The sequence below is a fragment of the Otariodibacter oris genome, from assembly GCF_009684715.1.
GTDB classification, from domain to species: domain Bacteria; phylum Pseudomonadota; class Gammaproteobacteria; order Enterobacterales; family Pasteurellaceae; genus Otariodibacter; species Otariodibacter oris.
In genome coordinates this window covers 481,768-505,792 of record NZ_CP016604.1, presented here as the reverse complement: position 1 = coordinate 505,792, position 24,025 = coordinate 481,768, and the positions used below count along the sequence as shown (strand labels likewise).

21 protein-coding genes are annotated in these 24,025 nt (G+C 36.5%); 5 read left to right on the top strand and 16 right to left on the bottom strand.

Annotation, left to right across the window (positions count from 1 at the left end; translation table 11 throughout):
- Positions 1-53: 53 nt before the first annotated feature.
- The 3 genes from A6A10_RS02385 to hflK form a co-directional block, all read right to left on the bottom strand.
- Positions 54-1,352, bottom strand: coding sequence for an adenylosuccinate synthase (locus tag A6A10_RS02385; RefSeq protein WP_121123468.1), 1,299 nt, complete (start codon positions 1,350-1,352; stop codon positions 54-56).
- Positions 1,353-1,484: 132 nt separating this feature from the next.
- Entirely contained in the window at positions 1,485-2,372 is an 888-nt protein-coding gene (gene hflC / locus A6A10_RS02380; protein WP_121123466.1) for a protease modulator HflC, read from the bottom strand.
- A gap of 2 nt (positions 2,373-2,374) precedes the next feature.
- Positions 2,375-3,631 (bottom strand): FtsH protease activity modulator HflK, encoded by a 1,257-nt coding sequence (hflK, locus tag A6A10_RS02375; protein WP_121123464.1) that lies wholly within the window; start codon positions 3,629-3,631, stop codon positions 2,375-2,377.
- Between the two features lie 236 nt (positions 3,632-3,867).
- On the opposite strand from hflK, the gene A6A10_RS02370 reads away from it, so the two are divergent.
- Positions 3,868-5,172: a nucleobase:cation symporter-2 family protein gene (locus A6A10_RS02370; protein ID WP_121123462.1), complete on the top strand. Its 1,305-nt coding sequence runs from the start codon at positions 3,868-3,870 to the stop codon at positions 5,170-5,172.
- A gap of 114 nt (positions 5,173-5,286) precedes the next feature.
- A complete protein-coding gene (gene trxA / locus A6A10_RS02365) occupies positions 5,287-5,601 on the top strand; it encodes a thioredoxin (protein WP_121123460.1) in 315 nt (104 codons plus the stop codon).
- Between the two features lie 67 nt (positions 5,602-5,668).
- Here the strand turns inward: trxA and dusA are convergent, their stop codons facing one another.
- The 4 genes from dusA to zipA all read right to left on the bottom strand — a co-directional run bounded on the left by dusA (position 5,669) and on the right by zipA (position 10,268).
- A complete protein-coding gene (dusA, locus tag A6A10_RS02360) occupies positions 5,669-6,643 on the bottom strand; it encodes a tRNA dihydrouridine(20/20a) synthase DusA (protein ID WP_121123458.1) in 975 nt (324 codons plus the stop codon).
- A gap of 94 nt (positions 6,644-6,737) precedes the next feature.
- Positions 6,738-7,244 carry a DUF2301 domain-containing membrane protein gene (locus A6A10_RS02355; RefSeq protein WP_121123456.1) on the bottom strand — a complete coding sequence of 169 codons (507 nt, stop codon included), beginning with the start codon at positions 7,242-7,244 and terminating at the stop codon, positions 6,738-6,740.
- 2 nt (positions 7,245-7,246) lie between these two features.
- Entirely contained in the window at positions 7,247-9,271 is a 2,025-nt protein-coding gene (ligA, locus tag A6A10_RS02350) for an NAD-dependent DNA ligase LigA (RefSeq protein WP_121123454.1), read from the bottom strand.
- A 64-nt stretch (positions 9,272-9,335) separates the two neighbouring features.
- Positions 9,336-10,268, bottom strand: coding sequence for a cell division protein ZipA (zipA, locus tag A6A10_RS02345; protein ID WP_121123452.1), 933 nt, complete (start codon positions 10,266-10,268; stop codon positions 9,336-9,338).
- 119 nt (positions 10,269-10,387) lie between these two features.
- Here zipA and cysZ point away from each other — a divergent pair, with 119 nt between their 5' ends.
- A complete protein-coding gene (gene cysZ, locus A6A10_RS02340; protein WP_121123450.1) occupies positions 10,388-11,233 on the top strand; it encodes a sulfate transporter CysZ in 846 nt (281 codons plus the stop codon).
- Positions 11,234-11,322: 89 nt separating this feature from the next.
- On the opposite strand, the gene A6A10_RS02335 is transcribed toward cysZ, so the two are convergent.
- From A6A10_RS02335 to A6A10_RS02295, 9 genes are all read right to left on the bottom strand, one after another.
- Positions 11,323-13,482 carry a TonB-dependent hemoglobin/transferrin/lactoferrin family receptor gene (locus tag A6A10_RS02335; RefSeq protein ID WP_121123448.1) on the bottom strand — a complete coding sequence of 720 codons (2,160 nt, stop codon included), beginning with the start codon at positions 13,480-13,482 and terminating at the stop codon, positions 11,323-11,325.
- Between the two features lie 245 nt (positions 13,483-13,727).
- The gene (gene gnd, locus A6A10_RS02330; protein WP_121123445.1) at positions 13,728-15,182 is read right to left on the bottom strand and encodes a decarboxylating NADP(+)-dependent phosphogluconate dehydrogenase; all 1,455 of its coding nucleotides are present in this window, start codon (positions 15,180-15,182) and stop codon (positions 13,728-13,730) included.
- A 29-nt stretch (positions 15,183-15,211) separates the two neighbouring features.
- Positions 15,212-15,625, bottom strand: coding sequence for a hypothetical protein (locus A6A10_RS02325; protein ID WP_121123443.1), 414 nt, complete (start codon positions 15,623-15,625; stop codon positions 15,212-15,214).
- 38 nt (positions 15,626-15,663) lie between these two features.
- Entirely contained in the window at positions 15,664-16,365 is a 702-nt protein-coding gene (pgl, locus tag A6A10_RS02320) for a 6-phosphogluconolactonase (RefSeq protein WP_121123441.1), read from the bottom strand.
- 60 nt (positions 16,366-16,425) lie between these two features.
- Positions 16,426-17,910 carry a glucose-6-phosphate dehydrogenase gene (zwf, locus tag A6A10_RS02315; protein WP_121123439.1) on the bottom strand — a complete coding sequence of 495 codons (1,485 nt, stop codon included), beginning with the start codon at positions 17,908-17,910 and terminating at the stop codon, positions 16,426-16,428.
- Between the two features lie 72 nt (positions 17,911-17,982).
- Positions 17,983-18,804, bottom strand: a complete 822-nt coding sequence (gene cysQ / locus A6A10_RS02310; RefSeq protein ID WP_121123437.1) for a 3'(2'),5'-bisphosphate nucleotidase CysQ — start codon at positions 18,802-18,804, stop codon at positions 17,983-17,985.
- A gap of 77 nt (positions 18,805-18,881) precedes the next feature.
- Entirely contained in the window at positions 18,882-19,259 is a 378-nt protein-coding gene (locus A6A10_RS02305) for a hypothetical protein (protein WP_121123435.1), read from the bottom strand.
- Positions 19,243-19,794 (bottom strand): ADP compounds hydrolase NudE, encoded by a 552-nt coding sequence (gene nudE / locus A6A10_RS02300; RefSeq protein ID WP_121123433.1) that lies wholly within the window; start codon positions 19,792-19,794, stop codon positions 19,243-19,245. The genes A6A10_RS02305 and nudE overlap by 17 nt, the downstream gene beginning before the upstream one ends.
- A gap of 40 nt (positions 19,795-19,834) precedes the next feature.
- Positions 19,835-20,329, bottom strand: coding sequence for a YqaA family protein (locus tag A6A10_RS02295; protein WP_121123431.1), 495 nt, complete (start codon positions 20,327-20,329; stop codon positions 19,835-19,837).
- A gap of 180 nt (positions 20,330-20,509) precedes the next feature.
- Here A6A10_RS02295 and focA point away from each other — a divergent pair, with 180 nt between their 5' ends.
- Positions 20,510-21,334 (top strand): formate transporter FocA, encoded by an 825-nt coding sequence (gene focA / locus A6A10_RS02290; protein WP_121123429.1) that lies wholly within the window; start codon positions 20,510-20,512, stop codon positions 21,332-21,334.
- 94 nt (positions 21,335-21,428) lie between these two features.
- Positions 21,429-23,741 carry a formate C-acetyltransferase gene (gene pflB / locus A6A10_RS02285; RefSeq protein WP_121123427.1) on the top strand — a complete coding sequence of 771 codons (2,313 nt, stop codon included), beginning with the start codon at positions 21,429-21,431 and terminating at the stop codon, positions 23,739-23,741.
- Positions 23,742-24,025 lie beyond the last annotated feature (284 nt).

The window sequence follows — 24,025 nt, the reverse complement described above, 5'->3', positions numbered from 1 at the left end:
AAAAATTAGGATGAAATTACTTTCGCCCTTTAAACTGTTTCAACTTACTGTTACTACTCAGCAAATGGATCGCTTAAAATCATTGTTTCAACACGATCTGGACCAGTTGAAAGAATATCAACTGGAACACCTAACACTTCTTCAATGCGTTTAATATAGTTAATCGCATTTTGTGGTAAATCATCCAGTGAAGTTACGCGGAAAGTATTTTCAGACCAACCAGGTAATGTTTCATAAATTGGCTCAACACCTTCCCAATCTGCTGCAGCCATTGGTGCATATTCAACAATTTCACCATTTGGCATTTTATAAGCAACACAGATTTTTAGCTCATCAAACCCATCTAATACATCTAACTTCGTCATACAGAAACCTGAAATAGAGTTAATTTGGATTGCACGACGAACTGCAACAGCATCAAACCATCCACAACGACGAGGTCGTCCTGTTACTGCACCAAATTCATTCCCTTTACGTGCAATTTCTGTACCTATATCATCGAATAATTCGGTCGTAAATGGACCCGATCCAACACGAGTACAATAGGCTTTAATGATACCCAATACGTAATCTAAATTACGAGGACCAAAACCTGAACCTGTCGCAACACCACCAGCAGTAGTATTTGAGCTAGTAACGAACGGATAAGTACCATGGTCAATATCTAACATTGTACCTTGAGCACCTTCAAATAGAATATTGTCACCGTTTTCACGAGCTTTATGTAGAAGAGTCGTAATATCAGCAACCATACCTGTGATGATATCTGCAATCGCAAAAATTTCATCTAATGTTTTTTGATAATCAACAGGCTCAACTTTGTAGTAGTGAACAAGTTGGAAATTGTAATACTCTAGAATTTTTTTAAGTTTTTCTGCAAACACTTCACGATTAAATAAATCGCTAACACGTAATCCACGGCGAGCGACTTTATCTTCGTAAGCTGGACCGATACCACGACCAGTCGTACCGATTTTATTCTTACCTAATGCAGATTCGCGAGCGTGATCCATAGCAACGTGGTAAGGTAAAATTAACGGACACGCCTCAGAAATTTTTAAGCGATCACGTACGTTAATACCGCGAGACTCTAACTCTCCCATTTCTTGCATTAATGCCGTTGGTGAAAGTACAACACCATTACCAATCAAGCAAGTCACATTATCACGTAAAATACCGGATGGAATTAAACGTAAAACTGTTTTTTCCCCATTAATAATTAGAGTATGACCTGCATTATGGCCACCCTGATAACGAACCACATATTTAGCACGATCCGTTAATAAATCTACAATTTTACCTTTGCCCTCATCGCCCCACTGAGCGCCAAGTACAGCAACACTTTTACCCATAATAAATGCCTCTTGAGTTAGTTGTTAGTTAATTCTATTAGACTATAATTTGTTAATCTTTTACTTAAAGTGACCGCTTGATCACAACCACAAAATGTAAAAGACCCGATTACTCGGGTCTTTCGCATATACCTATTCTGTAGGTGCTTTCATAAAGCGGAAGAATCCGCTATCTGGTTTTAATATCATTAAGTTATTCTTACCTTCGGCAAAGCTTGCCTCATAAGCTTTTAAGCTACGCACAAAACTATAAAACTCTGGTTCTTGATTAAATGCATCCGCATAAATTTTAGCAGCCTCTGCATCACCAGCCCCACGAAGTTCATCGGAAGTTTTATTTGCTGTTGCAAGAATTAATGTAACTTTTTTATCAACCTCAGCTCGAATAAACTCAGCTTTTTCTTCACCTTGTGAACGGTGTTCACGAGCAACTGCAGCACGTTCAGCTTGCATACGTTGGTAAATAGATGAAGAAACTTCGTTTGGTAAATTAATTTGTTTAACACGAACATCTACCACTTCAATACCTAAACGTTCAGCACCATCTTCACCTGTATTTAATGATTTCTGTGCGCCTGCCATCAATTCACCACGCGAACCTGAAACAATATCTTTAATCGTGCGAGAACCGATTTCTGAACGCAAGCGGTCATTCACCTTACGACGAAGAAGGTCAGATGCTTTTAAGTAATCGCCACCTGTTGAGGTATAAAATTGTCCAAAATCGCTGATTTTCCATTTTACGTAAGAATCAACTAATAAGTCTTTCTTCTCAACAGTAACAAAGCGATCTTCTTGTCCATCTAATGTTTGGATACGAGCATCTAATACTTTTAACTGTTCCACAAAAGGAATTTTAAAGTGCAAACCTGGCTCATATACTACAACTTTATTGTCAGCATCACGTTGTACTTTATTAAATCGTAACATGATCCCACGTTGCCCTTCCTGTACAACAATAATTAATTGAAACAGAATAAATGCAACCACAATGATAATAGGTAATAAAAATCTACGCATCGTTAAAATCTCCCTTTACGTACAGGTTCAACTTCTTGAACAGGTCTAGGTGGTACAGGCTCTGTTCGTACAGGAGTACTTCTTTGGGCAGGCATCGGCTGTGGCACAGATTGCTGTGATTGTGCAGACGCGTCTGATTCCCCATTACCTGATGATTGTTGCATCAATTTATCAATCGGTAATACCGTAAGATTATTACTACTTGCGCCATCCATCATCAATTTAGGCGTATTCTTCATTACGTTTTCTATCGCTTGAATATACAAACGTTCTTTTAGAATTTCTGGCGATGCCTTATATTCTGGGAGTAATTGAATAAATCGATTTACTTCCCCTTCGGCATTCAATACAACTTGCTCTTTGTATGCACTAGCTTGTTCAAGAATGCGTTGAGCACGTCCACGAGCAATAGGCTCTTGACCTCGAGCATAAGCTTCTGCTTCTCGAATTAAACGTTGTTCATCTTCTTGTGCTTTAATTGCATCATCAAAGGCAGCTTTCACTTCTTCTGGCGGTCGTGCATATTGGAAGTTCACGTCTGTAACAAGTAAACCCATATCATACGTTTTAATAATATTATTTAACTCAGTCCAAGTTCTTTCTCTTACAACTGCACGTCCTGTTGTTAATACATCATCCATTGTCATATGACCAATAACATAGCGTAAAGCACTATCTGTTGCTTGTTTTAAACTGTCATCTGGATTATTAACACTAAATAAATATTTAGCAGGATCATCGACTCTATACTGTACTGTCATTTCAACAAGTACCATATTTTCATCTTGGGTTAACATTGAACCATTCGTTTTTAATTCCATAACTCGTTCAATATTCACTGGGATCACTTTATCTACAAAAGTAGGTTTCCAGTTTAAACCTGGTAAAACGATCTCATTGAGCTTACCAAAACGAGTAACAACACCTCTTTCAGCCTCTTGGATAGTATAAAAACCCGATCCAGCCCAAATAACTGCACCAATCACAACAGCTATTGGCAAAATTTTTCCAAATGATAAAAATTGTGAAGGACCTTGATTACCACGATTGTTACCGTTCGAACCATTGCCTCCATTACGACCTAATTTTTTTAATAAATTATTAAACACTTCTTCTAAATCAGGTGGTTGTTGTCCAGTTTGCTTTCCTTTTGGCTCTTGCTCTGGTTGCTGATCCGAGCCTTTGTTTTCCTGTTCAGGCTTTTTCTGCCCTGGTTTACCCCAAGGATCTTGCTGATTGCCTGATTCATTCCACGACATAGTTCTCTCCAAGAAAAAAATGAATTTACATTTTTAAAAGATAAAAATGCAAGCGTTTGATTGTACCTATTTACGTTACTTTTGGCTAGATTCAATCTTTAATTATTTTGTTAGTAAAAAAATATTGCAAATAATTCAATGATTATTTGGGCAAACGATTGCCTAATACGTAAAAAACTCTATAATTCGCCCCCTTCTCTCATTTTAATTTTCAATCAAATAAACATTAAAAAATTATGCAAAAACTTCTTTATTCCATTAATGATAAACCACCTTTTGGGCTTACATTACTGTTAGCAGCTCAACATCTTCTTGCCGCTTTAGGTGGAATTATTGCCGTACCACTTGTCATTGGGAATGTATTAAAACTCCCTGCGGAAGACACTATCGTATTAGTTAATGCAGCATTATTGGTCTCTGGTGTGGTGACCATTATTCAAAGCCGAGGTATTGGTATTATCGGTTTACGCTTACCTAGCGTAATGGGAACAAGTTTTACTTTCGTAGCTGCTGCTTTGGCCATTGGTTTCAATGAAGGTGTATCGGGTATTTTAGGTGCTTCTCTTGTCGGCTCTTTAGTGATGATTATCGGTAGTTTCTTCATGCCGTATGTTCGAAAATTATTCCCACCTGTTGTGACGGGTGTGGTTGTGATGATCATTGGTTTAAGTTTAATTCCTGTTGCTGTGGATTGGTTCGCAGGTGGACAAAAAACAGATCCGAATTATGCTGATCCTGCTAATCTTGCTATGGCAACCTTTGTGCTTGTTATCGTCGTTGTGCTTGTACAATGGGGAAAAGGGATTTTCGCAGCCGCAGCTATCGTTATTGGTATCATGGTCGGTTACGTTGTTGCTTTAGCACTTGGTTGGATCGATTTTTCTAATGTGGAAAATGCGAATTTATTTGCTCTACCTCAACCGTTCCATTTCGGCTTAAGTTTCCCTATTTCCGGCATCATTGGTATGAGTATTGCTTACTTAGTAACGATTGTTGAATCTAGCGGAAACTTTCTCGCACTCGGCAATGCAACTAATACAGAGATCACAGGTAAACATTTAAGAGGTGGGGTGTTATGTGATGGTTTAGGTTCAGCTTTTGCGGCGATTATGTCCACGACACCATTCTCTTCATTCTCACAAAATATCGGTGTAATTTCACTTACTGGCGTAGCAAGCCGTTATGTTGTGACAACAATGGGAGTATTGCTTGTTCTTGCAGGATTATTCCCAGTACTAGGAGCATTAGTTGTTTCAATTCCAATGCCAGTGTTGGGTGGTGCAGGGTTAATGATGTTTGCTATGATCATCACAGCCGGAATTCAAATGTTAGATAAAGTAGAACGTAGCAAACGTAATGGATTAATTATGGCTATTTCTATTGGTTGTGGCTTAGCGGTAACCACTCGCCCTGAATTACTTCATAAACTCCCTGAGTTTTTACAAGAAATTTTAGGTTCAGGAATTACGGTAGGTTCATTACTTGCATTAATCTTAAATTTAGTTTTACCTCACGAAAAAGCGGAAGTAAAAGAAAAATAATCAAACTTATAGATATTTCCTACTTGAAAAGTCGGATATAAATCACTATCTTGTAGGAATCTTATTAACAAGTCTTTATTGGATTTGTTTTATATCTATTAAAAAGGAAAAATTATGAGTAATGTAATTCACACAACTGATGCAAACTTTGAGCAAGACGTATTAAAATCGGACGTTCCAGTGTTACTAGACTTCTGGGCACCTTGGTGTGGTCCTTGTCGTGCAATCGGTCCAGTATTAGATGAGTTATCTGCACAGGTTGGCGATAAAGCACGTATCGTAAAAATGAATGTTGATGAAAACCAACAAATCCCAGCACAATTTGGCGTGCGTAGTATCCCATTCTTACTCATTTTCAAAAATGGTGAAGTGGTTGCTCAACAAGTTGGCGCTCAAAACTTAGCTGCATTTTTACAAAATTTAGCATAAGTTTAGATTTAAACAAAAAAGGTGAATTGCTTAATCAATTCACCTTTTTTCTTATAACGCTAACAAACTAATTAGCTTCAACAAAGCTCAATGCTTTTTCGATTACTTCAATTCCAGCACCTTGCTTATAAGCATTTTCACTTAAATAGCGACGCCACTGTCTAGCCCCTTTACATTGCTGAAATGATCCAATCATATGACGAACAATATGATTTAAGTGAACATCTTTTGACAATTCTTGTTCAATATAAGGAAACATTTTCTCAATCGCTTGTTTAGCAGTAATAATAGGTGAATTTTCATCAAATAACGCTTGGTCAATTTCCCCTAATAGTGATGGATTTTGATAGGCTTCTCGTCCCACCATTACGCCATCAACAAATTGTAAGTGGTGTTTAATTTCATCAATGGTTTTAATTCCGCCATTGATCGAAATATTTAAGTGAGGGAAATCACGTTTTAATTGATAAACACGTTCATAATCTAAAGGTGGAATTTCACGATTTTGCTTAGGACTTAAACCAGAAAGCCAAGCTTTGCGTGCGTGAACAATAAAATCACGGCAATAAGGTTGAATTTTCTCAATAAAATTACATAAAAACTCATAACTATCCAAATCATCAATGCCAATACGGTGTTTGACTGTAACAGGGATAGATACCTCATTCACCATTGCTTCAACACAGCGAGCGACTAAATCGGCATTACCCATTAAACACGCACCAAACATCCCATTCTGAACACGATCAGATGGACAACCTACGTTTAGGTTAATTTCTGCATAACCACGTTGTTCGACTAATTTTGCACAAGTTGCCAATTGCTCAGGATCGCTGCCACCTAATTGTAAAGCAACAGGGTTTTCCGCTGGATCATAAGCTAATAAATCATATTTGGCGTGCAAAATCGCAGGGGCGGTAATCATTTCACTATACAGCAAAGAATGTTGAGTGAATTGACGATGAAAATAGCGACAGTGTCGAGTCGTCCAATCAAGCATTGGGGCAACTGAAAATCGCCCTCGATAATAGGTATTTTCCATTCAATATTCCAATAAATAAGCGGTCACTTACTTATATTAATTTGCAAATTATTAATACAATGTCACCGCTTGTTTGTGATATAAAATCAATAAATTAGATTTGATATTTGGTTTTATCGCCAATATCAAAATGTAATGGCATACGCCATTTTTGTACGGATAAAACTAATAATAGTAAGGCACTAATTGCACTTAATACGATAACCGCTATTTGCCATTCTAAAACAATGGCAAACCATAAAATCGCCAATAGTACAGGTTGAAAATTTAATCCGATGACTTTAAAGCAAAAATATTCTTTGTAACATAATCCGCCAAGGGTAAAAAACACAGCACCTAACGCTAATTCAGGCAGATTAAAGATTTGGCAAAGTAGACCGACCCATAATGCAAACTGAAAGAGGAAACGGAAACTTTTCATATAGAGATGCAATGAGGATGCCATCATTACGCCACCAACTAAAAGTCCATATTGTGCGATATCCGCTTTGTATGGAATAAGTGCAACCATAATAGTTGAAAGCACAAAGCCCATACGATATAAAATAACAGTCAGGTAATCCCAGCTGTCCATTGGTGATTTAATATGTGGATCTGCCATCTTTATAACCCCGCTAGTTGAATAAAATCTTGTTCAGTTAAAATTTTGATACCTAATTCTTGCGCTTTAGTCAGTTTTGATCCCGCTTTTTCGCCTGCAATAAGGTAATCGGTTTTGCTTGATACACTGCCTACGACTTTGCATCCAAGCTGTTGCAACATTGCTTTTGCTTGATCTCGCGTAAGTTCGGTCAATGTTCCCGTTAGTACGACTGTTTTATCTTTTAATGGATTATCGGCAATTTCTTGTTTAACCACATCTTGCCAATGTACGCCTTGCGCAATTAAATCTTCCACCACTTCCACATTGTGAGGTTCTTGCCAGAATTGGAAAAGACGATTAGCAACCACCTCCCCCACATCTTGCACATTTTTTAATTGCTCAATATCTGCTTGGCGAATCGCTTCTAATGTACCAAAATGATTTGCTAAATTTTGTGCTGTGGTTTCCCCGACATCACGGATCCCCAAGGCAAAAAGAAAACGTGCTAGCGTGGTATTTTTTGATTTATCGATACTCTCTAATGCATTATTCGCTGATTTCTCACCCATACGTTCTAATCGAACTAAGGTTGCGTGATCTAATTTGAATAAATCCGCAGGCGTATGAATCAACTCTTTTTCCATTAATTGTTCAATTAATTTTTCACCTACCCCATCAATATCCATTGCTTTGCGTGAAACAAAATGTTTTAACGCTTCTTTACGTTGTGCTGCACAAATTAAGCCACCTGTACAACGAGCAACAGCTTCACCATCAACTCGTACCACCGCAGAACCACACACAGGACAAGCGGTTGGAAATTTGATTTTTTCTGCATTTTTTGGACGTCGCTCCAATACAACACCAGTAATTTGAGGGATAACATCACCCGCACGGCGAATAATAACGGTATCGCCTAGCACAACACCCAAGCGCTCAATTTCATCGCCATTATGTAAGGTTGCATTACTTACTGTCACACCTGCCACAAAAACAGGTTCTAATTTAGCGACTGGTGTGATTGCTCCCGTTCTTCCCACTTGAAATTCAACGCTATTTAAAATTGTCATTTCTTCTTGAGCGGGGAATTTATAGGCAATCGCCCAACGTGGTGCTTTAGAAATAAAGCCTAATCTTTCTTGTAGATCGATATCGTTTACTTTTAATACTGTACCATCAATATCGTAACCAAGCGAGCTACGTTTTTCTTGGATACTCTGATAAAAAGCTAATAATTCATCTCGCCCCTTAGCTAAAATAATTTCATTATTGACCGGAATACCGAGTGTTTTTAACCATTGCAAGCGATCAAAATGAGTATGCGGTAATTCATCATCACTTTCATAAATACCAATTCCATACGCATTTAACATTAACGGACGCTGACGAGTGATTTTCGGATCCAATTGACGTAACGATCCTGCTGCCGCATTTCTCGGATTAGCAAAGGTTTTTTCACCTTTCGCTAAGGCTTTTTCATTTAATGCGTCAAAGCCTTGTTGTGGCATAAATACTTCGCCACGCACTTCTAAACGAGCGGGCGGATTATCGCTATGTAATTTAAGCGGAATATTTCGGATGGTACGAATATTGGCGGTAATATCTTCCCCTGTACTGCCATCACCGCGAGTGGCTGCTTGCGTTAAAACGCCATTTACATAAAGAATACTCACAGCTAACCCATCAAGCTTAGGCTCACAGCAAAATTCAATGGTTGAACTATCAATGATCACACGATCTTCAATACGGCGTAAAAATCCATCCAATTCCTCATTAGAGAATGCATTATCCAAAGAAAGCATTGGGATTTCGTGCTTGATTTGTGCAAAGCCATCTAAAGGTTTTGCACCCACTCGTTGAGTCGGCGAATCATTGGTAATTAATTCAGGATGTTGCCATTCAATATTTTTTAATTCATTCATGACCCGATCGTATTCTGAGTCGGTCACTAATGGATTATCTAATACGTGATAATGGTATTCATATTTTCTTAATAACGTTTTTATTTCTTCTAGTTTTTGTTTAACGTTGTCTAACTTTGGCATAGTAAATTTCTCGATAAAAAAGACCGCTTACAAGCGGTCAGATTTTAATTATATTTTGTAATAATTAGTTTGGCATCTTGACTCGTAATAGATAATCTTCTCTAGCATTTTCATCAAAGAGTTGTCGATTCTCATCTAGGATAAAGCCATCCATTGATTCTGCAAAACGTTCAACGGTACGAATCATTAAACGCAAGTTTACTAAATCATTACCTGCAGATGGTAAATACATAAAGAACACAAGCCCTACGGTACTGAATTGATCCATGGTATTTAAGTCGAATACCCCTGGTTGCATCATATTCGCTACACTGAATAACACGGGGCTTGTCATATTATCTAAATGACGATGGAAAATTTGATATTCACCATAATGGAAGCCAAGGGCTTCTAAAGACTGGACGATGTCATTCCCTTGGAATTGCTGTCCTTCTGCAGCCACAACATATAAGCTAATGATATTGGAATTATCTGACTCATTTTCATTTTGCTGAGTAACTTCATCATAAGGCTCTGAGGTAGCTTGCTCATTTTGTATGTACCCATCTACTTGAGGTTGTGCGACATAATCCTGCTCTACTGGTTGTAGTTGTTCCATGTAGGCATTTTCCATATAATTTTGAGTATTATTTTGTTCAAAAAAACTTGTTTGTGATTGTTCTGCAAAGGGAGAGGTAGCTCTAGCATTAGGTGCCATATCTTCTTCTGGTAAACTGATTCGAATATTTTTAATGCTATTTTCTACTTCTTGCTGAGTTTGGGTAAAATCTCCAGTAATTGGATGTGCTGAATTCTGAACAGAATCATTCCCTTGTTGTCGATTAAAATTTGGTATATCTACGTCTAAATTAGTGTTAATTGGTGTAGATGGCGGACGGGTTGAAAATGTATTTGAAAAAACACGTGATTTTTCACGGCGAGCAGACCATAGACTATAGCCGACTAAAATTGCAATGAGTAATCCTGCTAAAATAAAGAAAAGAATATGCGTTTCCATTTTGTCCTCTTTGCTAAAATAATTGGCGAAATTGATCTTTCACCCTTTACGAAAACTTGCTCTATAGCTTACCATATTATCAAATTTTGAGTAACACCATTAAATCTAAAAGGTAAATTATGTCTTATCCACAATTTTCAAAACCCGAAAATCAAATCAGCGCTGGCTTCCATTATTTTGTATATGGTTGGCGCCTATTATTACAAAAAAAGCTCCTACCTTTTGTCTTATTTCCCATTTTAATTAACGCCATTGTTATGGGAGGGCTTGTCTGGCTATTTTTTGCTAATGTAGGTCAATTGCTAGATACAGCTTTACCAAGTTGGTTAGAATGGCTAAGTTTTATTCTAATTCCTCTCATGTTCCTGATGATACTAGTGGTGTTCTATTTTACTTTCACCACATTAGCCAATTTTATTGCAGCCCCCTTTAATGCTCTACTTTCGGAACGAGTAGAACAACAGCTGACTGGTGAAAATTTAACAGATATGAGTATGGCTGATATGCTTAAAGATGTCCCAAGAATGCTAAAACGGGAGTGGCAAAAAATGTGGTATAGCATTCCTCGTATTATTGCATTATTTCTACTTGGGTTTGTCCCTGCCTTAGGACAAAGTGTTATCCCTTTAGTGACTTTTATCTTTGGTGCATGGCTCATCGCTATTCAATATTGCGACTATCCATTTGATAATCATAAAATCAGTTTTCAGCGTATGCGTAATGCCCTTTTAGAAAAAAGAATGATGAATTTTACTTTTGGGATTTTAGTCAGTTTATTTACCATGATTCCATTCTTAAACCTAGTCGCTATGCCTGTTGCAGTATGCGGTGCATCAGCTATGTGGGTAAGTGAATATCGTCATTTCTTTGTTGGCAATTCTTCTAGCGAATTTAAAGATTTTGAGATTACTTCTAACTCTACTGGAAAATCTGTCAGTACCCGAAATAATAATATTGTTAAGTAATATTTATCATATAAAAAAATAACCTGATAGAACATCTATCAGGTTATTTTATATCAGTCTATGAATATCCAATAAAATTGATATTGTACTTAGAAATTATAGGCAAGACTCACTTTAACATTTCTACCTACACCGTCCATGAAGCTAAATGCAGGTCTATATTTCTTATCAAAGAGATTTTCAATAGCAAAGTCAACACGGAGATCTTTTAACATCCCATTTTGAGGGGCATAAGTTGCAGTAAGATCCGTTAGAGTATAGCTACCATAAGTCAGAGCATAATTCTCAGGTACTCTCTTTTGTTTCGCATAATGAGTAACTCTTGAACCTACCGTTAATTGATCTGGTAACAATTCATAATTCACAGCAAGCGATACTTTATCTGCGCCTATATTTTGTAATGCTTCACCAGTATTTTTATCTTTACCACGAGTTAAACCATAGCTAGCAATTACCGCTAAACGATCTGTTTGATAACTACCTTCTACTTCAACCCCTCTCAAACGAGCATTATTGATATTTTTATATTGTGAACGACTTGGAATAGTTTCTCTTGGTGTGGCTTTAAATACATCTAAGTTAATGAAATTTTTCACATCATTTTGGAAGTAAGTCACATCAAACACAACTTTATCATTTTGGATAAGGACATTATCAAAATGAACATTTGCATTCACTTCTTTATTTTTTGCTGTTTCAGGTTTCAAGTTTGGATTCACAACAAATATATTGTTTGTAGCTCGTTGCCCTTCCCCCATTCCAAAGTGAGAACCACTAATAAATCGTTCTTGCATAGATGGAGCTCTAAATGCCTCAGTATAGCGAGCAGTTAAATCTAACCAGTTTGTTGGTTTCCATGTTAATGCTGTAGCTGGAGACCAACGATGGTCACTGTATTTACTATATTCACCGTCCGTTGTTCCTTTCGTTTTAAAATAATCATAACGAATGCTTGGTGATAAAATCACAGTATCATTTAATAATGGAATATGTGTGAGTAAATAAACACCAACATTATTTGATTTTGCATCATAAGGATTTGGACGATATCTTCCATCATTACTTGTATTATTTTTCTCACGTTGAGTTGTGACCTTATCTCTACTGAAATCAACACCATAAGTCATACTCAACCAACCAAGATCAGAACTATTACGAAGATTTACACCTGAAGAAGTTGCTTTAGTCTTGTCATTTAAACCATTTACCAGTCTTTCTTCTTTTTCTTCCGTTCTATTATGGAAAGCGGTAATTTGTGAATCAATATAAGCATTATCCGCAGGATTAAAATAATAATTCAGTGTGGTATTTTGATCAGTGATCTTTTGTTTTGATAAAAAGTTTACACTACCAAAAGTACTCGTTAATCCGCCATAAAATGCTAACATTCTCGGCATATACGTTGGATCATTTCTATCCCATGGATTTGCACTATGCCACGCACGAATTCTACTTGTAATATCATCATAAGTGAATTCACGCTCAGTCTCATTATTACTTGGTGCAATCTGTTTAAGAATACTCGAGCGATGTGACAATTCTAAGCGGTTTGCATCATCAATTTGCCAGCCAAATTTTGCAAAACCACCTTTTTGAGTATAACCACTATCGGGTAATCTATCGCCTTTACCTAAACGAAGGTTATTACCATCGTAGTAGTAACCACTTACTAAGAAATCAAATTTATCATTGGCAGCAAAAGCAGAAAGTTCACTTTCAGATAAGTCATTGGCAGATTGATAACCTTGACGAGCTTTAACACCAAAGCTTCTACCCGGTTTTAACAAATCTAATGCACTAGGAGTTTTCATTGCAACCACACCACCTAAAGCACCACTCCCCCATAATGTACTTGTTGGTCCCTTAATTACCTCAATTTCTTGTACAAGGGAAAGGGGAATAAAATAAGAACCTCTATGTTCTAAATTAAACGTCTGCTTAACACCATCAATAACTTGAGCAACTCGAACATCACTTAAACCACGAATTCTTGGTTTTTGTGCAATAGCTCTTGCACCATCCTGAATATCAACATTGGCGATATTTTTTAATGTATCCGCGACACTAGCTGCTTGTTGTGAACGAATTTGATCAGCGGTCACTTTAACTATTTTATTTGCTGATTCTGCATAAACACTCGGATCACGTGATGCAACTACATCTATTTGACTAAGTTGATCCATATCTTCTGCAAATGCAATGACTGGAGCCACTGTAAACAGTGCAATATAAATTTTTGATAATTTCATATATGATTCTCTTTAACAACTTGAAATGTTTACAATATGTAAAATTTGGTAAAATTTTGTGAATAAATAATACTAAATAAAATAATTTTTTCAATAGCATTGAGAACTATTTTCATTACAAATGCGATTATTTCTGATAATAAAATGTTATTAAATAGAACAAAAGGCAATAAAAAAAGCCAAGCTATTTAGAAATAATAGCTCAGCTTTTCATCAGTTATCTAAATTAGATAATTAGGTAAGGCTTAAACATCATAAGTTGTTGATGCAGTATTACCACCACGACCAGTCCAGTTTGTGTGGAAGAATTCACCACGAGGTTTATCTGTACGTTCGTAAGTGTGGGCACCAAAGTAGTCACGTTGTGCTTGTAGTAAGTTTGCAGGTACTCTCTCAGATGTATAACCATCTAAGAATGTAATTGCAGATGCCATACAAGGCATAGGAATACCCACTTCAATAGATTTAGCTACCACTTTACGCCAGTCACCTAAGGCGCTCTCCAAAATATTTTTGAAGTATGGATCTGAACCTAAGAAAATAAGGTCAGGATTAGTTTCGTACGCATCACGGATATTACCTAAGAAACGGCTACGAATGATACAACCTTCACGCCATAACAATGCTGTTGCACCATAGTTAATATCCCAACCAAAGTTTTCTGATGCTTCACGAATTAACATAAAGCCTTGTGCGTAAGAAATAATTTTAGATGCAAGTAATGCTTTACGCACTGCTTCAATCCAAACTTTTTTATCGCCTTCAACTTTACCAATCGTTTTGTTGAATAATTTTGAAGCATCAACACGTTGTTCTTTGAATGAAGATACACAACGTGCAAATACAGATTCAGTGATTAATGTTAATGGAATACCAAAATCTAATGCATTGATACCAGTCCATTTACCAGTCCCTTTTTGGCCTGCTGTATCAAGGATTTTCTCCACTAATGGCTGACCATCTTCGTCTTTGTAGCCTAAAATATCTGTTGTGATATCAATTAAATAGCTATCTAATTCTGTTTTCTTCCATTCTTCGAAAGTGCTTTGCATTTCTTCATAGCTTAAACCTAAGCCATCTTTTAAGAATTGGTAAGCTTCACAGATAAGTTGCATATCTCCATATTCGATACCATTGTGTACCATTTTAACAAAGTGACCTGCACCTTCTTTACCGACCCAATCACAACATGCTTCGCCTTTATCTGTTTTCGCTGCAATGCCTTGTAAAATAGGTTTTACATATGGCCACGCTTCAGCATTCCCACCAGGCATAATTGAAGGTCCATGTCTTGCTCCTTCTTCACCACCAGAAACACCAGAACCGACAAAACGGATTCCTTTTTCTGCTAATGCTTTTACACGACGGTTTGTATCAGGATAGTTTGAGTTACCACCATCAATAATAATATCGCCTTCTTCTAAATGTGGAAGTAGTGCTTCAATAAATTGATCAACAACATCCCCTGCACGTACCATTAACATCACTTTACGAGGTTTTTCTAATTTACTTGCTAAATCTTCAAGTGAATAAGCCCCGATAATATTTGTTCCTTTTGCTGCGCCTTGTAAAAAGTCATCGACTTTTGATGTTGTACGGTTATATGCAACCACTTTAAATCCGTGATCATTCATATTAAGAATGAGGTTTTGACCCATTACCGCTAATCCGATAACACCGATATCGCCTTTTTGTGACATTTTTTTCTCCTATTGAGTTTTAAATTCGATTAAATTAAAGAATAATGTAATGCTATATTTTTTTGACTTGCTGATTTTTCTAGCTCTGCTTTATCTGTTTCACTACTACCAGCCATATATAAATGAACATTTTGACCTATTTTTTCAGCATGCTCTAAGGCATAGATTACCGTTACCTTATTTAGTGCTTGGCTCTTTCCAAAAATTCCAACAGCCATATTATCAACAGCAACAAGTTCAACTAACTGTTTTGTTACAGCAGATCCTGAAACTTTAACTGCCGCAAGCAAAATGCCATCAGAGACCAGACTTGACGTCGATACCACCTCTAATCCTATAGCAACTTGCCCTTTGGGCATATCTCGGGAAGCCTGATTCAAAGTAACGCCTGAGCTACAAGCAACTAAAACAAAAGCGAATAGCGTAACAAATAATTTTTTCATGGTATATCCCCAATACTATTATTAGTAGAAAACTATAATTATTCAGTTATTAACTCAGCTGCATCCCTATCCAAATACCATTCCGTAATGCCATTCTTAGATTGGATCTTAGCGGCTGGATATGGTAGATCTTTTGCATCCTTTGTTGCAATTTCTTGCAAGATATTAGCTTTACTTGCACCGGTAACGAGATAAGTAACACGTTTAGCTTGCTCAATTAATTTTGCCGTTTTAGAGATACGAATTTGTCCTGTTTCTGGATGTTTCGCAATTACAGCTAAATTCGGATCATTAAAATCGGTTTGATGAGGGAATAATGATGCTGTATGTCCATCACCGCCCATCCCTAAAATGATCCAGTCAAATTGATGGTTAGGCACAAGATCCAGTTCTTTGGTAAAACGAACTAACTCATCTTCAACGTTCGCCTCACCACGAATACGATGAATGTTTTCCTCTGGAATTTGAATATGATCGAACAATAATTTTTGCACTTCACCATAGTTACTTTCTGGATCACTTGGAGGAACTATGCGATCATCTCCCCACCAAAAATGTAAATTTTCCCATTTAACCGCTGTATTGAATGGTGATTGAGCTAATGTTTTAAACAGTAACTTAGGCGTACTTCCACCAGAAAGAGAAATATGGACAGGGCGATCTTGCTTGCTATATTCCACAAATTCTTGTGCAATTTTTTCAACAGCAAGCTGTGCAGTTTCAAATATAACCTTATTCATTTTAATTCCTTAATTTATTTAAATTGATCCCCTCAGTAAAGAGGGGATGAAAGGAAGTGATTACACTTTTTTCTTCATTGCACCACTAGGTTTACGCCATACCTTGCCACTTTTAGCAATTAATTTATCGGCTTCAGCGGGTCCCCAAGTACCTGATTCATATTCATAAATACGACCATTCGCATTTTTGTAATCCAAAATAGGTTGTACAAACTTCCAACAAGCATGAACTGCATCAGTACGAGCAAATAAGGTTGCATCACCTTTCATTGCATCAAGTAATAAACGCTCATAAGCCGTTAATAAACTTGGTGATGCTAAATCAGCATAGCGGAAATCCATTGAAACTTCTTTTGATTCAAAGCCTGCACCCGGTTTTTTCAAGCCAAAACGCATTGAGATACCTTCATCAGGCTGAATACGAATAATTAATTTATTATCTGGTGCATTTTGACTGAATACTGGATGTGGTGTCGTTTTAAAATGAATAACGACTTCGGTTACACGAGTTGGTAAACGTTTACCTGTACGCACATAGAATGGTACACCCGCCCAACGCCAGTTATCAATCTCACAACGCAATGCCATAAAGGTTTCAGTATTAGATTCACTTGGCACGCCTTTTTCTTCAAGGTAGCCTTTCACTTCTTCGCCATCTACAGTGCCACGGGAATACTGTCCTAATACTAAATTATTTTTCACATCTTCACTGCTTAATGGATGTAAGCAATATAACACTTTAGCAACCTCATCACGCATTGAATCTGCATTGATAATTGCCGGAGGCTCCATTGCAACCATAGCTAACACTTGTAGCAAGTGGTTTTGGAACATATCACGCATTGCACCAGAACCATCATAATAACCACCACGTTCTTCAACACCAATAGATTCAGCACCAGTAATTTCGATATAGTCTATGAAATTACGATTCCAAAGTGGTTCAAATAATCCATTAGAAAAACGTAGTACAAGTAAATTCTGAACGGTTTCTTTACCTAAATAATGGTCAATACGATAGATTTGATGTTCATCGAAGAAACGGTGAATTTGGGTATCTAATTCTTTAGCTGTTTTCATATCATAACCAAATGGTTTTTCAACGATGATACGTTTCCAACCAAATTCTTCAGTATTTAATCCATGAGCAGCTAAACATTCTGGGATAACAGGATAAAGGCTTGGCGGAGTAGAAAGGTAGTATAGTGTGTTTCCGCCAGTATGATATTTATTATGTAATTCATCTAAGCGAGGAACAAGCTTACCATAATCTAACGCATCAGATGTATTAACAGCTTGATAATACAAGTGATCGCAAAATTTATCTAAAACATCACCACTTGCTTTTTCATATTTAACAAGTGCTTCACGCATTTTAGCACGGAATGCTTCATCATCCATTTCAGTACGAGCCACACCCAATACCGAGAAATCGTCACCTAGACGATCAATTTTAAAAAGATTATAAAGTGCAGGGATTAACTTACGAAAAGTCAAATCACCTGATGCACCAAAAATAACAATACAATTATTCTCTGTGTTCATTATATTTTCCTATATTTGTACAGCTTGTTAATTTATTTAACCATTTTGCAATATTTTTATCAAAGTGGCTAATTAATAAAATTCATCAAAAGAAAAAATCTGCTTCCAATCAAGATCTTTGTTCGACACCATCATAAAATAAGGGTTTACAAAAGTTTCTCTCTGATTGTAGCTAAGTGGTTCAAAATTAAGGTTAAAAATTTCTCCACCAGACTCATTAAGTAATATTTCGGCTGCTGCCGTATCCCATTCTCCCGTATCACCAAAACGGATATAACAATCTGCTTTACCTTCTGCAACTAACCCTGCTTTTAAACTACTTGAACCATATTTAATAAATTCAACATCATAATGTGCTCTTACTGCTTTTTTAACCTGTGGACATTGTGATGTCCCAATTGTGACGTGTAAGCGGTTAGTTTCAGACAATGATTTACCATGGTTTGATAAACGCAAAGTTTGCTCATTTTCAATCAGAAAAGCCCCATGTTGATCATACGCATAATAGGTTTTATCGAAAATAGGCGCATGAATAACACCAAGGACAGGAACATTTTTTTGGACTAACGCGATGACAACAGAAAATTGATCGGTACGATTAATGAATTGTTGAGTGCCATCTAATGGATCAATAATCCAGTATTCTTCCCAATCTTTCCTTTCTGACAAGGGTATTTTGCAACATTCTTCTGAAAGAATAGGAATATTTGGCGTTAATTCTTGTAAGGCTTGGGACACAAATTTACTCACAAAAATGTCGGCATCTGTCACTGGAGTATTATCGGCTTTAATATGAATTTCCACAGAATTAGCATAAAAGGATTTAATATGCTCACCTGCTTGGTAAGCAATCTTCAACACATTTTCTACCAATTGTTGATCGAGCTTGAGCATAAATTATCATCCTTGTCATCAGTGAAATTACCTAAAATATCATACCGCCAAATAGATTAAAGCAAAAGTAACAGATTCTATTTTTTTGGTAAAAATAAACGCAATATTATCAATGCATAAACACTACTCGGCAGTGCAAACATTAAGGCATATAAAATGATCGCCAATGAGTTTCCCCATCCTGAAATTGCCTCATCAGCATACACAGAAATAGTGATAATTGAATATAAAAACATCACCATTCCAGAAAAAAAAGCAATTTGTACTAAATTACGCTGATGATACTTCTGTACGACACATACAATAGCAAATAAGAATGCAGGTATTGTTGCTAATACAAATACATCAAACATCCCATCAGCATTAATCCCCCCAAAAAAAGGTAAAAAGAGGGAAATAATAATCTGTGTCAGTAATGGAAAAACCAATAAAATTAACTTAGGATTTTTTAGCATTGAGATACTCTCTGAGTAAAAATAAAGTGGATAAATTTCTCGACTCTGCAAAATTAGGATCGGCCAACATATCATCTATGGCTGATAATGGATAATATACAACATCCAAAGGCTCTGGCTCATCACCTTCTAATTTTGAAGGATAAAGATCTTGAGCAATAAATACATGCATAAGTCCATATCCATGGCTTGGCCCACTGTATAATGTCCGTAAAGATTCAATCTTATTAGCACCAAATCCAATTTCTTCTTGCAATTCACGATTCGCACTGACAATAGGTTCTTCACCTAAATCAACTAATCCCTTAGGAAACGTTAATTCATAACGCTCTGAACCAACAGCATATTCTTTAATCATCACAAGTTGATCATGATGAATAGGCACGATCATCACTGAGGCTCGACGTTGTGGCGTCATTCGTTCATAGACTCTTTCTTCACCATTAGAAAAACGTAAATCAACGGATTGAACCTCAAAGATACGTGTTTTAGCGATAGTTGAAACAGATAAAATTTCTGGAAGTTTTTTTGTCATTATTTTATTTCCTTTCGGTTTATCGTATAAAAGTTAGCCATTATAATATTCCGGGAGTGAAAGTATAAACACCCCAAAGAAGGATAGCATATCGACATCCTTTAGCGACAAAAATAAGTAGTAAACTATATAGCACATTAAAGCGCAACCACCCTGCTAATCCACAAAAAATATCACCAAGAATAGGAAGCCAACTAAACAATAATACCCATATACCATATTTCTGAGTATAAAGTAATGCATTCCTTGTAGATGAATTATGCGACGATTGAAGTTTAGGAAGAGGAACAAACCGAGCAATATAGTAAGTTGTCATACTACCTAAGGTATTCCCCAGTGTTGCCCAAACTAACAAACTAACAATAAAAGATGAACTATCCCCCATAATCAAATACTGAGATAAAAAAATACTAAAGATAATTTCTGAATTTCCTGGTAAAACTGTTGCACTCAAAAACGCGCTGACAAACATCAAAAACAATTGATTTTCTGATCTAAAAAATAATGCGAAAAATGAAATAAAGTAATCGTACATTGAGTATTTACCGAGTAATAATAACCCCTAATCTAAAGTAAAAAGATCAAATTTGACATGGATCAACAAACCATTCTACTTTATTTATTTTATTTATGAAATTTATTTAAGTAAAAAGCGAACAGGGCTATAATTCTCAAAAAATTTTATAAATTTTGAAACTTTAGTTTAAGGATAACCATGTTTTCACCCGCTGAAATGGCTAAAATTGCTGAAGATGGTGCAGTATATAAAGCCACTAAAAAACAATTTTACTCCTTTATCTCCGCTATTACCGCAGGTGCTTATATTTCAATTGCTTTCGTATTTTATGCAACCACTCAAGTTGGAGCAGAAACACTCCCTTGGGGAGTCTCTAAGCTAATCGGTGGTACCGTTTTCTCTCTTGGGATCATTATGTGTGTTGTATTTGGTGCGGAGTTATTTACTTCATCAACGATGACTGCTGTTGCAAAAGCCAGTAAACGAATTACCTTACTACAAATGCTAAGAAACTGGTTTGTTGTCTATAGTGGTAATTTTGTTGGCGCAATTTTTATTGTTCTATTGGTGTGGCTAAGTGGTCAAATAATGACAGCTGATGGAAAATGGGGCTTGACTATTTTACAAACAGCCCAACATAAAGTACATCACACTTGGATTGAAGCATTCAGCTTAGGTATTTTCTGTAATTTAATGGTTTGTATCGCAGTATGGATGGCGTACGCCGGTAAAAGCTTAACAGATAAAGCTTTTATCATGATTTTACCGATTGCGATGTTTGTTGCATCAGGTTTTGAACACTGCGTGGCAAATATGTTTATGATACCGATGGGAATTTTAATCCATTCTGGTGCGAGTCCTGAGTTCTGGACAGCTATTGGTATTGACCCTGTACAATATGCAGATTTAACCATTGCTAATTTTGTTGTAAAAAATTTAATTCCAGTAACTTTAGGCAACATTGTCGGGGGTGCATTCTTTATTGGTTTAGTGCAGTGGTTCTTGCATTTAAGAAAGCACTAGAAAGAATTTTGTAAGCGGTAAGATTATTGCAAAATTTTGCACAGATTCGACCGCTTGTAATCTCATTTTACTTATTAACTAACGAGGTTTTACAATGACTCAACTAACAGAAGCTCAAATGAAAGCATGGGAAGGTTTTACCCCAGGTGAGTGGCAAACAGAAGTAAACGTACGTGATTTTATTCAAAAAAACTACACACCTTATGAAGGTGATGAATCATTTTTAGCTGAAGTAACTCCTGCAACAAAAACATTGTGGGACGATGTGATGGAAAAAATCAAAGTGGAAAACAAAACCCACGAACCGTATGATATTGATACAGATATTCCATCAACAATTACTTCACACGCTCCAGGTTACATTAACAAAGATTTAGAAAAAATTGTTGGTCTTCAAACAGATGCTCCATTAAAACGTGCAATCATGCCATTTGGTGGTATCAAAATGGTGAAAGGTTCTTGCCAAGTTTATCGTCGTGAACTTAATCCAGAAGTAGAAAAAATCTTCACAGAATATCGTAAAACTCATAACCAAGGTGTATTCGATGTTTATACTCCAGATATCTTACGTTGCCGTAAATCAGGGGTAATCACAGGTTTACCAGATGCTTATGGTCGTGGTCGTATCATTGGTGACTATCGTCGTATGGCACTTTATGGTGTTGATTTCTTAATGAAAGATAAATTAAATCAATTTACTTCTTTACAAAAGAAATTAGAAAATGGTGAAGATATCCAAGCAACCATTCAATTACGTGAAGAAATCGCTGACCAACACCGTGCATTAGCTCAAATTAAAGAAATGGCTGCATCTTATGGTTATGATATTTCTAACCCAGCAACTAACGCACAAGAAGCAGTACAATGGACATACTTCGCTTACTTAGCTGCAGTTAAATCACAAAATGGTGCAGCAATGTCTTTCGGTCGTGTTTCAACATTCTTAGATGTGTATATTGAACGTGACTTAAAAGCAGGCAAAATCACAGAACAAGAAGCTCAAGAATTAATTGACCACTTAGTAATGAAACTTCGCATGGTTCGTTTCTTACGTACACCAGAATACGATCAATTATTCTCTGGTGACCCAATGTGGGCAACAGAAACTCTTGGTGGTATGGGACTTGATGGTCGTACATTAGTAACTAAAAACAGCTTCCGTATTTTACATACTCTATACACAATGGGCCCATCACCAGAACCAAACTTAACTATTCTTTGGTCTGAAAGCTTACCAGAAAACTTTAAACGTTTCTGTGCGAAAGTCTCTATTGATACTTCTTCAGTACAGTACGAAAACGATGACTTAATGCGTCCAGATTTCGACAGTGATGACTACGCTATTGCTTGTTGTGTAAGCCCAATGGTTGTGGGTAAACAAATGCAATTCTTCGGTGCGCGTGCAAACTTAGCGAAAACTATGCTATATGCAATCAACGGTGGTATTGATGAAAAATCAGGTATGCAAGTTGGTCCTAAATCTGAGCCAATCTTAGACGAAGTATTAGACTTTGATAAAGTAATGACTCGTATGGATTCATTCATGGATTGGTTAGCAACACAATACGTGACAGCACTAAATATCATCCACTTTATGCACGATAAATATGCATACGAAGCGGCATTAATGGCATTACACGATCGTGATGTATATCGCACAATGGCTTGTGGTATCGCAGGACTTTCAGTTGCAGCAGACTCACTTGCAGCAATTAAATATGCAAAAGTTAAACCAATTCGTGGTGATATTAAAGATAAAGATGGTAACGTAGTGGCATCAAACGTTGCTCTGGATTTCGAAATTGAAGGTGAATACCCACAATTTGGTAACAATGATGACCGTGTTGATGAAATCGCATGCGACTTAGTTGAACGTTTCATGAAGAAAATTCAAACACACAAAACTTACCGCAATGCTGTACCTACACAATCTGTACTTACAATCACTTCTAACGTGGTATATGGTAAGAAAACAGGTAACACTCCAGATGGTCGTCGCTCAGGTGCACCATTCGGACCAGGTGCAAACCCAATGCACGGACGTGACCAAAAAGGTGCGGTAGCATCATTAACATCTGTGGCTAAATTACCGTTTGCTTTTGCGAAAGATGGTATCTCTTATACCTTCTCTATCGTACCAAATGCATTAGGTAAAGATTACGATGCACAAAAACGTAACTTAGCAGGTTTAATGGATGGTTACTTCCACCACGAAGCTGCGGTAGAAGGTGGACAACACTTAAATGTAAACGTAATGAACCGTGAAATGTTATTGGATGCAATGGAAAATCCAGAAAAATATCCACAATTAACAATCCGTGTATCTGGTTATGCAGTACGTTTTAACTCTTTAACTAAAGAGCAACAACAAGACGTTATCACTCGTACCTTTACAAAAACAATGTAAAAGCTATTAAAATTTAATTAGAAATCAAACCTCATTTCTGAATCAGAAGAAGTGAGGTTTTTCTAATGGCTTAGTTTTATGATCAAATATTATACTATAATTACGATACTATTTTTGTCTTATACAATAAATATAAATATTTTCGAATTTTTCCTTATTGGAATATTATTCTTAACTTTATTTTTACATAATTTTGAATTAATAAAAGAAACGTTATTATCTTTTAAGAAATATATAGAGGCAGAAGAGAACAAATATTACTTCTATATTATTTCCATAATATT

Coding starts and splice junctions, on each gene's coding strand:
- A6A10_RS02385 (WP_121123468.1), bottom strand. CDS start 1,352: ATGGGTAAAAGTGTTGCTGTACTTGGCGCTCAGTGGGGCGATGAGGGC.
- hflC (WP_121123466.1), bottom strand. CDS start 2,372: ATGCGTAGATTTTTATTACCTATTATCATTGTGGTTGCATTTATTCTG.
- hflK (WP_121123464.1), bottom strand. CDS start 3,631: ATGTCGTGGAATGAATCAGGCAATCAGCAAGATCCTTGGGGTAAACCA.
- A6A10_RS02370 (WP_121123462.1), top strand. CDS start 3,868: ATGCAAAAACTTCTTTATTCCATTAATGATAAACCACCTTTTGGGCTT.
- trxA (WP_121123460.1), top strand. CDS start 5,287: ATGAGTAATGTAATTCACACAACTGATGCAAACTTTGAGCAAGACGTA.
- dusA (WP_121123458.1), bottom strand. CDS start 6,643: ATGGAAAATACCTATTATCGAGGGCGATTTTCAGTTGCCCCAATGCTT.
- A6A10_RS02355 (WP_121123456.1), bottom strand. CDS start 7,244: ATGGCAGATCCACATATTAAATCACCAATGGACAGCTGGGATTACCTG.
- ligA (WP_121123454.1), bottom strand. CDS start 9,271: ATGCCAAAGTTAGACAACGTTAAACAAAAACTAGAAGAAATAAAAACG.
- zipA (WP_121123452.1), bottom strand. CDS start 10,268: ATGGAAACGCATATTCTTTTCTTTATTTTAGCAGGATTACTCATTGCA.
- cysZ (WP_121123450.1), top strand. CDS start 10,388: ATGTCTTATCCACAATTTTCAAAACCCGAAAATCAAATCAGCGCTGGC.
- A6A10_RS02335 (WP_121123448.1), bottom strand. CDS start 13,482: ATGAAATTATCAAAAATTTATATTGCACTGTTTACAGTGGCTCCAGTC.
- gnd (WP_121123445.1), bottom strand. CDS start 15,182: ATGTCACAAAAAGGCGATATCGGTGTTATCGGATTAGCGGTAATGGGT.
- A6A10_RS02325 (WP_121123443.1), bottom strand. CDS start 15,625: ATGAAAAAATTATTTGTTACGCTATTCGCTTTTGTTTTAGTTGCTTGT.
- pgl (WP_121123441.1), bottom strand. CDS start 16,365: ATGAATAAGGTTATATTTGAAACTGCACAGCTTGCTGTTGAAAAAATT.
- zwf (WP_121123439.1), bottom strand. CDS start 17,910: ATGAACACAGAGAATAATTGTATTGTTATTTTTGGTGCATCAGGTGAT.
- cysQ (WP_121123437.1), bottom strand. CDS start 18,804: ATGCTCAAGCTCGATCAACAATTGGTAGAAAATGTGTTGAAGATTGCT.
- A6A10_RS02305 (WP_121123435.1), bottom strand. CDS start 19,259: ATGCTAAAAAATCCTAAGTTAATTTTATTGGTTTTTCCATTACTGACA.
- nudE (WP_121123433.1), bottom strand. CDS start 19,794: ATGACAAAAAAACTTCCAGAAATTTTATCTGTTTCAACTATCGCTAAA.
- A6A10_RS02295 (WP_121123431.1), bottom strand. CDS start 20,329: ATGTACGATTACTTTATTTCATTTTTCGCATTATTTTTTAGATCAGAA.
- focA (WP_121123429.1), top strand. CDS start 20,510: ATGTTTTCACCCGCTGAAATGGCTAAAATTGCTGAAGATGGTGCAGTA.
- pflB (WP_121123427.1), top strand. CDS start 21,429: ATGACTCAACTAACAGAAGCTCAAATGAAAGCATGGGAAGGTTTTACC.